The organism is Streptomyces sp. NPDC059256 (assembly GCF_042753785.1).
Classification (GTDB): Bacteria; Actinomycetota; Actinomycetes; order Streptomycetales; family Streptomycetaceae; genus Streptomyces.
Genome location: NZ_JBHYZO010000002.1, coordinates 200,819 through 213,414 on the forward strand (window position 1 = coordinate 200,819; position 12,596 = coordinate 213,414).

Genomic DNA, 12,596 nt, shown 5'->3' on the forward strand with positions numbered 1-12,596 from the left:
CACAGCTCCTTTCAGGCCGCTACGAGGTACGAGAAGACCGATTCAAGGGATTCGTCCGACGGTGAGACGGTGAGCAGCCGGATGGAGTGCTCACGGGCCACCTGCGGCAGGAGTTGGGTGAACCGGCCGAAGTCGACGGCCTGGATGCGCAGGGCGCCTTCGGCGAGGTCCACCTCGATTCCGGCCGTGGAGGGGTCGGCGATCAGTGCGGCGGCGAGCGCACGGTCGTCGCTTGAGCGCACGAGATAGCGGTGGGGGCGATCCGTCATCAGTCGACGGATCTTGCGGAAGTCGCCGGACGCGGCGTGGCGACCGGCGACGATCACCTCGATGTGCGAGGCGAGTTGCTCGACCTCCTCCAGGATGTGCGAGGAGAACAGCACCGTCCGTCCCGTGGCCCCCATGTGGCGCAGCAGATCCATCAGCTGCATCCGCTGACGGGGGTCCATACCGTTGAAGGGCTCGTCCAACAGCAGCACGGCAGGGTCGTGGACCAGCGCGGACGCCATCTTGACCCGCTGCCTCATGCCCTTGCTGTACGTGGCGATCTTGCGGTCCTGCGCGTACTCCATCTCCACGGTGGCGAGGGCCTGCTGGGCCGCCCGGTCGTCGAGTCCGTGCAACTCGGCGTTGGCGACGACGAATTCCCGGCCGGTGAGGAAGTCGTACATGGCCTCCCGCTCGGGCACGACTCCGATCTGCCGGTAGACCGACTCGTTGCGCCAGATCGGCTGGCCGTCGAGCGTGACCTGCCCGGTCGAGGGGGCGAGGAAGCCGCCCATCATATTGATCAAGGTGGACTTGCCGGCGCCGTTGGGGCCGAGGAGACCGGTGACACCAGGGCCGATGGTCATCGTGACGTCATTGACGGCCACGACGTTTCCGAACCACCGCGAGGTGTGCTCGATGTTGATGGTGGTCACAGCCCGACCTTCCGGTAGCGGCGCATCAGCACGGCGTACGAACCGACGATGAGCGCGGAGATGACCAGCAGATAGACCACGCCCACGCCGGCGCCGGGACCGGCCCCGCCGGGGAAGGTGGAGGTGGCGCCGAGGAACGCCGTCTGGAGGCCGTCGATGAGCGAGGCGGGCGAGAACAGTCCGAACCACTGGATGACGCCCTCCGAGTCGGAGGCGCGGGCGATCTCCTGCACGGTGGACACGGCGCCGTAGCTGATGGTGAGCGTGGCGATGACGGCGGCGACGCCGAAGCCGCGGCGCGGGGTGAGTGCGGCGAGCACCAGACCGATCCCGCCGAAGAGCACGGAGAGGATCGCGATGGAGACCATGCCCTGGCCGAACCCCTTCGACTGGTCGGAGAAGTCCATCTTGGCGAGCAGGGAACCCAGGTAGAGGACCACCAGGGGAGCGGCGGTGAGGATGAACAGCGCCGAGGCCATCGCCGCGTACTTGGCGAGCACGTAGTCGGAACGTTCGATGGGGCGCGAGAGGTACAGCGACATCGTCTTGAACCGCAGGTCGCGGGAGACGGACTGCGGTGCCTGCGAGGCGAGGTAGAGCCCGATGATGGGCTGGGTCATGATCGCGTAGTCGGTGTAGTCCACGGGGAGCTTGCCGGCGTTGGTCGCGACGGCGACCGCAACGATGATCGCCGCGGGCAGCACCATCACACCGAAGAGGATCATCGGCAGCACCTTGGACTTGGCCGAACGGCCGAGTCCGTAGGCACCGCGCAGGGACTGCGCGTACAGCGAACGGCGGCCGTAGTCGCGGCCGAGGCGCTGCCCTTCGTAGTTCCGGTAGCCGATGTTGTGGATGCGCGTGGCCGCGGGGGCCTGTGTCTTCTGAGTGTTCATCCGGCTTGCACCTCCATGGCCTGCCCGGTGCCGTTCGTGGCGGTCTGCTCACCGCTCGGACGGAAGACCTCGGCGATGTGGTGGCGCCGCTGTTCCATGCGGACGAGTCCGAGCCCGAGGTCCGCGACGGTGTCGCGCACGATGTCGTACGTCTCCTCACCGGTCGACTCGACGAGCAGGATGTGTCCGGCTCCGGGGAGCCCGTCCTCGACCCCCTGGTGGAGGGTGAGTCCTGCGTCGGTGAGCCGTTTCCGCAGGGCGGTGGTGCCGTCGGGGTACTCGTCCGTGTCGGTGACCTCGACCGCGAGGGTGGCCGTGCTCTGGGTGAAGTCGCTGGTGGAGCTGGACCGCAGCAGGGTGCCACCGTCGATGACGACCACGTGGTCGCAGGTCCGCTCAAGTTCGCCGAGCAGATGTGAGGTGACCAGGACCGAAATGCCGAAGTCGGCGTAGATGCGGCGGATCAGGCCGAGCATCTCGTCCCGGCCGACCGGGTCGAGGCCGTTGGTCGGCTCGTCCAGGAAGACCAGTTTGGGGTCGTGGACCAGGGCCTGAGCCAGTTTGACCCGCTGCTTCATGCCCGTGGAGTAGCCGCCGATGGGGCGGTACCGCTCCTCGTAGAGGCCCACGTGTCGCAGGGTGTCCGCGGTCCGCTCCCGGGCCGCGGCGGGCGGCAGCCCGGATATGCGCGCCATGTGGACGACGAACTCGGTGGCCGACACATCGGGCGGCAGGCAGTCGTGCTCGGGCATGTAGCCCACCTGCTCGCGGATGGCGCCACCGCTGGTGGCGACGTCGAGCCCGAGCACCGAGGCCCGGCCTTCCGTGGCGGGCGACAGACCCAGCAGGATCTTGATCAATGTGGACTTGCCAGCTCCGTTGGAACCCACCAAACCGGTCACACCCGGTCCGATGTCCAAAGAGAGCCGGTCAAGAGCGGTCACCCTGGGGAACCGCATGCTCAGGCTTTCGGTCGCGATCACAGTCACGAGTTCGACGGTAGTGGCGCGCCGCACATCGAGCGTCAACCCTGGCGGCTGGATCGATGTCCGACTCCAGGGTGACGGGCCCGTAAGGGGTCCCTACGAAAGAGGACAACCAGCCGGCTCGACGTCGACCTTCTGGACCTGCTCCGGACCTTCGTCTGGCTCTGTGGACTCTGCGGGCTCCGGGCTACGGGCTACGGGCTACGGGCTACGGGCTACGGGCTACGGGCTACGGGAGGCGACCAGGGTTATCCACAGGCAGGAACGGGGCCCTTGACGCAGCCTTCGAGCATTGTCACATTCATCAGTGTCACGTTACGGCTGCGTACCGCGATCGATGGGTGAGCGCGGCGTCGATGCTTGCTGATGCTTGCTGATGCTTGCTGATGCTTGCTGATGCTTGCTGATGCTTGCTGATGCTGTGAACGGTCAGACCAGGCAGGAGGTTCCGTCATCCCCGTCGCCGTCCCCGGGGAAGAGGGACCCGCCTGGTACTTCAGCGCATGGTCGTCCCTCCGCCGGAGGGACAGGGACGGACGGACACCGAAGTGCAGGAATGGGAGCAGACGTGAGTCTCGAAGAAGCACGGGAGCGCCGGGTCCGCACCGGAGGGATCGACCTGTGCGTGGTCGAGTTGGGCGACCCCGAGCGTCCGACGGTGGTGCTCGTCCACGGCTACCCGGACACCAAGGAGATGTGGGGCCCCGTCGCCCAGCGGCTGGCGGACCGCTTCCACGTGGTGTTGTACGACGTCCGGGGCCACGGGGCCTCCTCGGCGCCCAAGCCGCTGCGTGGCGGCTTCACCCTGGAGAAGCTGACGGACGACTTCCTCGCCGTGGCCGACGCCGTCAGCCCTGACCGGCCGGTACACCTGGTCGGGCACGACTGGGGGTCGGTGCAGTCCTGGGAGTTCGCGACCGTACGCCGGACCGAGGGGCGCATCGCGTCCTTCACTTCGATCTCCGGGCCGTCCCTGGACCACTTGGCGCTCTGGTACAAGCGGCGGCTCACCAGGCCCACGCCCGGGCGGATCGGTCAACTCGTCGATCAGAGCGCCCGGTCCTGGTACGTCTATCTCCTGCACACCCCCGCTCTCCCCGAACTCGCCTGGCGGGGGCCACTGGGCAAGCGGTGGCCCTCGCTGGTCCGGCGGGCCGAGCGGCTGTCCGACGAGAACTATCCGGCTGCGTCGCTGCCCACCGATGCGGCGCACGGCACCTGGCTCTACCGGGACAACGTCCGTGCGCGCGGAAGGCGTCCACGCACCGACGCCCACGCACATGTGCCCGTCCAGCTGATCACTCCGCTCCACGACCGATTTCTCTCCGAGCGGCTCTATGACGACATCGCCCAGTGGGTGCCGCAGTTGACCAGGCGGACCCTGCCGGCAAAACACTGGGTTCCGCGCACCCGACCCGATCAAGTGGCCGCATGGGTCGCCGATTTCGCACTGACCCATGAGAAGGCGGCCGACAACACTGTCCCGACTGGGCCGACTGGGCCGACTGAGAAGGCTGAGAAGGCTGAGAAGGCTGAGAGGGCTGGCACGGCCATCGGGGGGTCGCGGTCGAAGACCGGCTCCCGAAGTCCGTACGCCGAACGGTTCGGTGGCCAGTTGGTCCTGGTGACCGGCGCCGCCAGCGGCATCGGACGGGCCACGGCGCTTGCGTTCGCGCGGGCCGGAGCGCGGGTCGTGGCAGTGGACCGGGATGAACGTGGCGCGCTGGCCACGGCGGAGGAAGCACGGCTGGTCGGTGCTTCCGACGCCTGGAGCGAGGTGGTGGACGTGAGCGATGCGGATGCCATGGAGAAGCTCGCCGAGAAGGTGGCCGGCGACCATGGCGTGGTGGACGTCCTGGTCAACAATGCGGGCATCGGCATGTCCGGACCTTTCCTTCAGACCACCGCCGAGGAGTGGAAGGACGTGTTGGACGTCAACCTCTGGGGCGTCATCCATGGATGTCGGCTCTTCGGCCGGCAGATGGCGGACCGGGACCAGGGCGGCCATATCGTCAACATCGCTTCCGCAGCGGCCTATCTGCCTTCGAGAACGCTCCCCGCCTACAGCACGTCCAAGGCCGCGGTGCTGATGCTGAGCGAGTGCCTCAGGGCGGAACTGTCGGCGCAGGGCATCGGAGTCTCGGCGATCTGCCCGGGCTTCGTGCACACGAACATCACGTCGACCGCTCGTTTCGTCGGGGTGGACGAGGCCGAGGAGAGCCGCCGCCGCCAGAAGTCGCACCGACTGTACGGGCTGCGGAACTACCCACCGGAGAAGGTGGCCGATGCCGTACTGCGGGCGACGCTGCGCAATGAGGCCGTGGTGCCGGTGACACCGGAGGCCCGGAGCGGACTGCTGTTGTCGCGGGTGGCACCCCGTGTGGTGCGCCGCTTCGCGCGGCTGGATCCGCCGCTCTGACCAAGATCGCTCGCGCGGGGGCGCTCGTGAGACCACCGGCCCGGGCCCGTACTGGCCCCCTCCCACCTTGTCTCGTCCGGTGGCCCTGCGGCGCATCGTACGAACACCGGGATCGGCCAGTGATCAGCCCGGCAGGTCGACGATCGCCGAACGGCTGCCCCAGTGCTCGGGTGGGACGGAGAACGGCCTGCCCTACGTCGGCATCCGAACACCAGCGAAGGAAGGAGCCTCTCGATGGAACCATCACGGTCGGCGCAGCCACCGAGCCGAGTGGACCAACGCGCCCCGCAGAAAGCCGAGTACCGGATCGAGGACCTGGCCCACCACAGCGGTGCCACGGTGAGGACGATCCGCGCCTATCAGGACCGCGGGCTGTTGCCGAAGCCCGAGCGGCGCGGGCGGTCCAATGTCTACGGCTCTGCGCACCTCACCCGGTTGAGTCAGATCGCGGATCTGCTGGAGCGCGGCTACACCCTCGCGTCGATCAAGGAACTGCTCGAAGCGTGGGACGCCGGACGGGGGCTTGGCGGTCTGTTGGGGCTCGTCGCCGAAGTGCAGGGGCCTTGGTCGGACGAGGAAGCCGGGCGCATCACCCGAGAGGAACTCGTCGAGAGGTTCGGTGGCGCGGCGGACACCACCACGATCGCGGAGGCCGTCGCGTTGGGAGTGCTGGAGCTCGTACCGGACAGGGAAGGGGAGTTCGTGGTGCCGAGCCCCCAGGAACTATCGGTCGCGGTGGAGTTGCACTCTGCCGGAGTCCCCATGGCGGCAATATCCGGGCATCTGAGGGAACTTCGCATTCAGGTGGAGAGCATGGCCGAGCGCTTCCTTGAGTTCACCACCGAGCATGTCTTCGCCCGCTATCTGGGCGGGCGTCCACCCACGGATGCAGATGCGGTCGAGGCCGCCGAACTGGTACGGCGGTTGCGTCCTCTGGCCCAGCAGACCGTTGATGCCGAACTGGCCCGTGCCATGCGCACTTTGTCCGCCCGCCACCTTCGGCATCATCTGACCTCGGACGCTGCCCTCCCCATGAGTCAGGAGACCCGTCCCGTCGCCCTTCCCGCGCGCACAATTCAGGCCGTGCAGAGGCTTGTCGGCGAGGAGGCGACGTCGGAATTCATCACCGCCGCGACAGAACGGGAGCTTTCCACAAGGACCTTGGATGCTCTGGCACCAAGGGGGCATCCAGCTAGGGATTTTGGCCAAAGCGACTGATACACAGGGGGAGTTATCCACAGAGTTTTCAATTGACCTGTGGATAAATCAAGTTGACTGTGGATCAAACCTTGGTACGGGAAGAATTTCCGTGGCGATGGCCAGGAGAGGAGAGGCACGCTGGGCTCATGGACAGAGCTTCAGAACCCCCGCGGGCCAGAGCGAAAGCCCTTCCGAAGACCCCTGACGACCGCCGTACGGTAAAAGTATCGAAGTACCTTTCCCGGCATCTGCGCCACAGTCCCGAACGCATCGGCATCACGCTCGACGCCGGGGGCTGGGTGGCGATCGACGTGCTGATGCGGGCGGCGGCGGAGCACGGTTTCCCGCTGACCCGATCCGAGTTGGACCATAGCGCCGCTTCACCGTCGACGGCCCCCGTATCCGCGCCAACCAGGGTCACACCGTCGAGGTGGACCTGGGGCTGCCGCCGGCCGAACCCCCGGCGTACCTCTACCACGGCACCGTCGCCGCTCATCTGGCAGCGATTCGAGGGGAGGGGCTACGCCCCATGAACCGCCACCATGTCCATCTGTCGCCCGACCGGGAGACCGCCACCCGTGTCGGCGCCAGAAGGGGGCGGCCGGTGGTGCTCTCCGTGGACTGCGGGGCCATGCACCGGGCAGGCCATGTCTTCTTCGTCAGCGCCAACGGGGTGTGGCTCACCGACACGGTCCCACCGGAGTACCTACGGTTCCCTGGCCGCTAGCGACTACCCGTGTCTGCCCGCTCACCCTCCGGCGCTCTCCACCCTCGCTGCCCTCAGGAGCCGAGCGGTGCCGATCGGTCTTGCCCCGTCCGCCCACCGGATCGAGCGGGGGAGTCATCGCACTGGCTGGGAATCCCCAGCTGAGGCAGGGCCTCCGTGGCGATCCGCTCGAAGACTCCGCGGTCCGACGCGAAGTCCGAGTCCGGGATCGGGGCGTGGATCACGATCTCGGTGAACCCCAGCTCACCGTGGGCCCCTGCGAAGTCCACGAATGCATCGACCGACTCCAGGGGTGCCCCCCGGTCCGGTGTGAAGCCCGTGAGCAGGACCTTCTCCAATTCCGCCGCGTCCCGTCCGATCTGGGCACATGCCTTGCCCAATCGATCGAGCTGCCCCTTCAATGCGACACGCGAGTCCTCGGGTGTCCCCGTCTCGAAGATGGCCGGGTCCCCCGTCGTCACCCATGCCTGGCCGTACCGGGCCGCGAGCCGCATCCCCCGCGGCCCGGTCGCGGCTACCGCGAACGGCAGTCGCGGGCGCTGCACGCAGCCCGGAACGTTGCGGGCCTCCACCGCCGAGTAGAAGGCCCCCTCCTCGCTCAGCGACTCCTCGGTCAGCAGCCGGTGCAGCAGCGGAAGGAACTCGTCGAACCGATCAGCCCGCTGCTTGGGGGTCCATGCCTCCTGGCCCAGCGCCGTGGCGTCGAAGCCCTTGCCACCTGCTCCGATGCCCAAGGTGAAACGACCGTCGGAGATGTCGTCCAGGGACATCAGTTCCTTGGCGAGGGTCACGGGGTGGCGGAAGTTCGGCGAGGTGACCAGGGTGCCCAGGCGCATCCGGGAGGTGGCGGCGGCAGCCACGGTGAGCGTCGGCAGCGCGCCGTACCAGGGGCCGTCACGGAAGGTGCGCCACGACAGATGGTCATAGGTGTACGCGGTGTGGAAACCGAGCTGCTCGGCCCACAGCCATTCGTCACGGCCACCGTCGTGCCAGGGACGGATCGGGAGAATCACGGTGCTCAGACGCATGCCTTGAGCGTACGGGGAAGCTCCGAAGGGGGGTACCCCACCTCGGAGCGGCCCGGGGAGCCCTGGATCGATGCGTCGTATTCAGTCGCCTTCTCGCGGCTTCCCGCCGCCATAGAGGCGCCGGAAGGGTGTCACGCGCCCCTCATGCGCCCCTCTTCACTCACCTGACCACCCGTTTACCACCTTGACCCCCCGGTCAATCCCTCAAATGTGCGCCCTTCCGCACGCCCGTGCGAGTCGTACGGGAGAATGGAACGGTGACTTCAGCTACCGATACCCGTCAGCTGCCCGCAGCCGTCCGGTTGATCGCCACCGATCTCGACGGCACCTTGTTGCGGGACGACAAGTCCGTCTCGGAGCGCACGATCGCCGCCCTCGCCGATGCGGAAGAGGCCGGGATCGAAGTCTTCTTCGTCACCGGCCGCCCCGCTCGCTGGATGGATGCCGTCAGCGAACACGTCCACGGTCACGGCCTGGCCATCTGCGCCAATGGGGCGGCCGTGGTCGATCTCCGCGCCGGCGGCAAGCTGCTCGACGTCCGCCCGCTGGAGCGGCCCACTGCCCTCGCCGTCGTCAACGCACTCCGCGCCGCCGCCCCCGGGGTGACCTTCGCCATCGAAACGACCACCGGCTTCCACCATGAACCGGACTATCCGCCCCCGTACTTCTACGACCCCGGAACCACGGTCGGCAGCGCCGAGGAACTGCTCTCCGAGGACGTCTCGGACCCCGCCAGCGCAGTGATCAAACTGCTCGTCCGCCATCGTGAACTGGAGCCGGACGCCTTCCTCACCCTGGCTCGTACGGTCGCTGGCGAAATGGCTTCCCTGACCCGCTCCAGCCCCTCGTCACTGCTGGAGGTCAGTGGCCCCGGCGTGAGCAAGGCCAGCACACTGGCCCTGTGCTGCGCCCAGCGCGGCATCTCCGCCGACGAAGTCGTCGCCTTCGGTGACATGCCCAACGACGTGGACATGCTGACCTGGGCGGGGACCTCCTACGCCATGGGCAACGCCCACCCCGATGTGATCGCAGCCGCCTCCGGGCGGACCGCCGCGAACAACGAGGACGGTGTGGCCATCGTCATCGAGCAGATCCTGCGCGATCTCCACGCAAGGCAGTAGCCCTCGTCCGGCAAGCACCCGGATCAGCCGCTCTCACTGGCCGCACCGGATCAGCTGCTCTCACCGGCCGCACCGGTACTGGCCTTCGGGGCCGCCACCTTCACCCCGCGTTCGCGCAGCCATGCGACGGGGTCGACGCCCGACCCCAGATGGGGCGTGAGCCTCGATTCGAAGTGGAGGTGAGGACCGGTCGAGTTCCCGGTCGTGCCCGCCAGACCGATCCACTGCCCCGCAGCGACCCGTTCCCCGCCCTCGACGGTGACCGACGCGAGATGCGCGTACTGGGTGTAGTAGCCGTCAGCGTGCCGTACGACGATCTCGATGCCGAACGAGCCACCACAGGAGATCGACACCACCCGTCCCGCACCGACCGAGCGGACCGGCTCACCGATGCCCACGGCGAAGTCCTGACCGGTGTGCCGGCTCGCCCACCGCTCCCCTGAACTGGCGAAACCCGCGGACAGTTCATAGTGCTCGACGGGCGTCACCCAAGACTCCTTCGTACCCTTCGGGGGCACGGTGTCGCGCTGGTCGAGTCGTACCGCGCCCGGACAGGAACCGGCCAGGGCGCTGCGGTCCGCCTCCTCCTGGAGCGTCCGCTGCGCCTTCTCCAACGTCGCCTCGATGTGCCGCTTCGCCACGGCCAGCTCCGCCCTACGACGTTCCAGATCGCGCCAAGCAGCCCGCGCCTCCCGTTCGTCGGCGGAGAGTCGCCGTTCGACCCGTCGGGCCTGCCCGATCAACCGTCCCACGTGCTCCTCGGCCTGCCGGGCGTAGCGGCGGGCGCGTAGGAGTTCCTCGGGGTCCCGGGCCATGAGCAGCCGCGACAGTTGGGCCAATGGACCGCCCGTACGGTATTGAGCGCTGGCGACCGCTCCCATGGCGTCCTGAAGGGCGGTGAGCTCCTGCCTCTGGTGGCCGAGGCGGGACTGGAGGGCAGTTGCCGTCGCCTCTTGTGCATGCGCCGCGCGCCGCCCCCGTTCATAGGCGGTGGTGGCCCGGGCCGCCGCCTGGTAGAGCCGTACCACCTCGGCGCCGGCGGGGATCTCCGGCCCTTCGGAGGCGCTGGCGACCGAGGGCACCACCGCGAGCAGCAGCGCGCCCACCGCCACCGGACCGAGCGATGACCGACCCGGGAACCTCAAGCGTTTCCAGCTCATACCGGGATCGTCACCCGGAGCGGAGGCGAATCCGGGGACCGTCCGTGTGTCGTACGGCCACCTGGACCAGAACCCACCGGCCGTCGGACGCCCCTCGCGCGCGGGCAACGGCCCACCTAGCTGCCCACCTGCTTGCCTACCTACCTACCCACCTGCCTGCCTGCCTGAGGGTCACCGGTGGACGTCACAACTGCCGCGTCGTACAGAGCGGATACCTCAGAGGGGTGCTTCCCAGCGCACGGTCGTCCCCTGTCCGTCCTCCCCGATGCCCGGCTCACAGACGCTGGATCCGCCCAGGGACTCGGCCCGCCGGGCCAGATTGCGCAGACCGCTGCGCCGACCGCCGTCCGGAATGCCCACCCCGTCGTCGGCGACGGTGAGCCGTACCCCGTCCGTTCCATCGGGCAGTTTCACGGTGGCGTCGACGACGACGTCGATGCGGGACGCCTGCGCATGGCGGAAGGCGTTGGACAGCGCCTCGCGCAGCGCTGCGATCAGGTTCTTGCCGGTGAGTTCGCTGACGACGGTGTCCACGGGCCCGTGGAACCGGTGCCCCGGCTTGAATCCAAGGGGGACCGCCGCCATGTTGATCTCCCGCAGTACCCGGGTTCGCAGCCCGGAGGGAGCCTCGGCGGGGCCTTGCTGGAGGGCGAAGATGGCGGTGCGGATCTCCTGGATGGTGACGTCGAGTTCATCGACGGCCTTGCCGACTCCGTCCTGAACCGCGGGTACCAGCGAGCGACGCTGTGCACCCTCCAACATCATCCCCGTGGCGAACAACCGCTGGATCACCAGATCGTGCAGGTCACGGGCGATACGGTCACGGTCTTCATAGACGGCGAGGCGCTCTCGGTCCCGCTGCGCCTCCGCCATGATCAAGGCCAGCGCGGCCTGTGCGGCGAACTGAGTGGCCAAGGTCCGCTCGGCCTCGCTGAACTGGCGGGCGCCACGAGCCCGGGGGGTGGCCAGAGCGCCGAGCACCCGGCCTCCGCTCTGCAACGGCAGCATCATGCTCGGTCCGTACCGGGCGGCGAGCCTGGTGATCACTCGGGGGTCGGTGGCGGCGTCCGTCATGAAGACCGCTTCGCCGGCCAGGAGTTTGGCGACGACGGGGCTCTCCGGAGGGGCGACGGCACCGAGCGAGGTCACCGGTTGGGCTGAGGAGACGGCGACGATCTCCAGCCCGCCGTCCGCGGCGGGCAGCATCACGATCCCGGCCGCCGCGTCCGCGAGTCGGCGCGCCTGTTCGGCCACGACGGTGAGTGCGTCATCTGCGTCACCGCCCGAGAGCAGCGCGGTGGTCACAGCGACCGAGCCGTCGATCCATCGCTCGCGCTGACGGGCCGCCTCGTAGAGCCGGGCGTTGCCGATGGCGATCCCGGCTTCGGTCGCGAGCACCCGCACCATGTGGAGGTCGTAGTCGTTGAAATCGCCGCCGCCGTTCTTCTCCGTCAGATAGAGATTGCCGAAGATCTCGCCCTGCACCCGAATCGGCACCCCCAGGAAGGTCCGCATCGGGGGATGTCCGGCAGGGAAACCGGCGAACCGCGGGTCGGAGGTCAGATCGGCGAGCTTGACGGGTGCCGGGTCGTGGATGAGCGCTCCGAGGAGTCCCCGGTGGCCGTCCGGGCGGTGGCCGATGCGGTCGGCCACCTTGTCGCTCACCCCGTAGGTGACGAAGTCGGAGAGGCCCTTGCCCTCCTCGTCGACGACTCCGATGGCGGCGTAACGGGCATCCGCGAGTTCCGCGGCGGTCTCGCAGATCCGGTCGAGTGTGGAGTGGAGTTCCAGACCGGTCCCCACGGAACGCATGGCTTCCAACAGCTGGGGGACGCGGGCGGTCAACTCCGTGGAAAGACCCTGGAGGCTTCGCGTCGCCTGGGTGGCGGCTTCGAGCGGGTCGTGGGAGTCGTCCGGATCCACATTCATGCCTTTGAGACTAGTAATACCTCATTCATGAGGAAAGTCGGCTGTGCTAGGAGATGGCCTCCAGCGCCTCCGATCGTCGCGGCACATCGTGCGCAGCGTCCCCGTGGTGACGGTACGGGGATGCGCCTGGCGCTGGCCCCCTTTCCGTCCATCACCCCAACGCCATCTCAGAGAGTCCGCCCGGCCCGCCGCCAGAGCACGGCCCTG

General features: G+C 68.2%; 9 protein-coding genes and 1 pseudogene. 4 read left to right on the forward strand and 6 right to left on the reverse strand.

The genetic code is table 11. The features are described 5' to 3' along the window. Positions 1–11 precede the first annotated feature (11 nt). From ACFXJL_RS05505 to ACFXJL_RS05515, 3 genes are read right to left on the reverse strand one after another with little or no spacing between them, the layout of a single operon-like run. Entirely contained in the window at positions 12–923 is a 912-nt protein-coding gene (locus ACFXJL_RS05505; RefSeq protein ID WP_358881411.1) for an ABC transporter ATP-binding protein, read from the reverse strand. Further along, positions 920–1,819 (reverse strand): ABC transporter permease subunit, encoded by a 900-nt coding sequence (locus ACFXJL_RS05510; protein WP_358881412.1) that lies wholly within the window; start codon positions 1,817–1,819, stop codon positions 920–922. Before ACFXJL_RS05510 ends, ACFXJL_RS05505 begins: the two co-directional genes overlap by 4 nt. Next, the gene (locus ACFXJL_RS05515; protein ID WP_384634369.1) at positions 1,816–2,778 is read right to left on the reverse strand and encodes an ABC transporter ATP-binding protein; all 963 of its coding nucleotides are present in this window, start codon (positions 2,776–2,778) and stop codon (positions 1,816–1,818) included. Before ACFXJL_RS05515 ends, ACFXJL_RS05510 begins: the two co-directional genes overlap by 4 nt. Positions 2,779–3,361: 583 nt before the next feature. On the opposite strand from ACFXJL_RS05515, the gene ACFXJL_RS05520 reads away from it, so the two are divergent. From ACFXJL_RS05520 to ACFXJL_RS05530, 3 genes and pseudogenes are all read left to right on the forward strand, one after another. After that, the gene (locus ACFXJL_RS05520) at positions 3,362–5,224 is read left to right on the forward strand and encodes an SDR family oxidoreductase (RefSeq protein ID WP_384689467.1); all 1,863 of its coding nucleotides are present in this window, start codon (positions 3,362–3,364) and stop codon (positions 5,222–5,224) included. A gap of 234 nt (positions 5,225–5,458) precedes the next feature. Beyond that, the gene (locus tag ACFXJL_RS05525; RefSeq protein ID WP_384689470.1) at positions 5,459–6,442 is read left to right on the forward strand and encodes a MerR family transcriptional regulator; all 984 of its coding nucleotides are present in this window, start codon (positions 5,459–5,461) and stop codon (positions 6,440–6,442) included. A gap of 128 nt (positions 6,443–6,570) precedes the next feature. Next, positions 6,571–7,151: pseudogene (locus ACFXJL_RS05530) on the forward strand (RNA 2'-phosphotransferase). A 53-nt stretch (positions 7,152–7,204) separates the two neighbouring features. Here ACFXJL_RS05530 and ACFXJL_RS05535 read toward each other — a convergent pair. Then, complete coding sequence (locus tag ACFXJL_RS05535; protein WP_384689473.1) at positions 7,205–8,179, reverse strand: LLM class flavin-dependent oxidoreductase; 975 nt, start codon at positions 8,177–8,179, stop codon at positions 7,205–7,207. Between the two features lie 257 nt (positions 8,180–8,436). Here ACFXJL_RS05535 and ACFXJL_RS05540 point away from each other — a divergent pair, with 257 nt between their 5' ends. Continuing rightward, the gene (locus ACFXJL_RS05540) at positions 8,437–9,300 is read left to right on the forward strand and encodes a Cof-type HAD-IIB family hydrolase (protein WP_358877042.1); all 864 of its coding nucleotides are present in this window, start codon (positions 8,437–8,439) and stop codon (positions 9,298–9,300) included. 50 nt (positions 9,301–9,350) lie between these two features. Here the strand turns inward: ACFXJL_RS05540 and ACFXJL_RS05545 are convergent, their stop codons facing one another. Both ACFXJL_RS05545 and ACFXJL_RS05550 read right to left on the reverse strand, forming a co-directional pair. Beyond that, a complete protein-coding gene (locus ACFXJL_RS05545; protein ID WP_384689476.1) occupies positions 9,351–10,460 on the reverse strand; it encodes a peptidoglycan DD-metalloendopeptidase family protein in 1,110 nt (369 codons plus the stop codon). 216 nt (positions 10,461–10,676) lie between these two features. Next, positions 10,677–12,389 carry a GAF domain-containing protein gene (locus ACFXJL_RS05550; RefSeq protein ID WP_358877040.1) on the reverse strand — a complete coding sequence of 571 codons (1,713 nt, stop codon included), beginning with the start codon at positions 12,387–12,389 and terminating at the stop codon, positions 10,677–10,679. Between the last annotated feature and the right edge of the window lie 207 nt (positions 12,390–12,596).

Bases quoted from the DNA above. Each gene is read 5' to 3' on its own strand.
- ACFXJL_RS05535 (WP_384689473.1), bottom strand. From the start codon at position 8,179: ATGCGTCTGAGCACCGTGATTCTCCCGATCCGTCCCTGGCACGACGGT.
- ACFXJL_RS05520 (WP_384689467.1), top strand. From the start codon at position 3,362: ATGGGAGCAGACGTGAGTCTCGAAGAAGCACGGGAGCGCCGGGTCCGC.
- ACFXJL_RS05515 (WP_384634369.1), bottom strand. From the start codon at position 2,778: ATGCGGTTCCCCAGGGTGACCGCTCTTGACCGGCTCTCTTTGGACATC.
- ACFXJL_RS05510 (WP_358881412.1), bottom strand. From the start codon at position 1,819: ATGAACACTCAGAAGACACAGGCCCCCGCGGCCACGCGCATCCACAAC.
- ACFXJL_RS05550 (WP_358877040.1), bottom strand. From the start codon at position 12,389: ATGAATGTGGATCCGGACGACTCCCACGACCCGCTCGAAGCCGCCACC.
- ACFXJL_RS05525 (WP_384689470.1), top strand. From the start codon at position 5,459: ATGGAACCATCACGGTCGGCGCAGCCACCGAGCCGAGTGGACCAACGC.
- ACFXJL_RS05545 (WP_384689476.1), bottom strand. From the start codon at position 10,460: ATGAGCTGGAAACGCTTGAGGTTCCCGGGTCGGTCATCGCTCGGTCCG.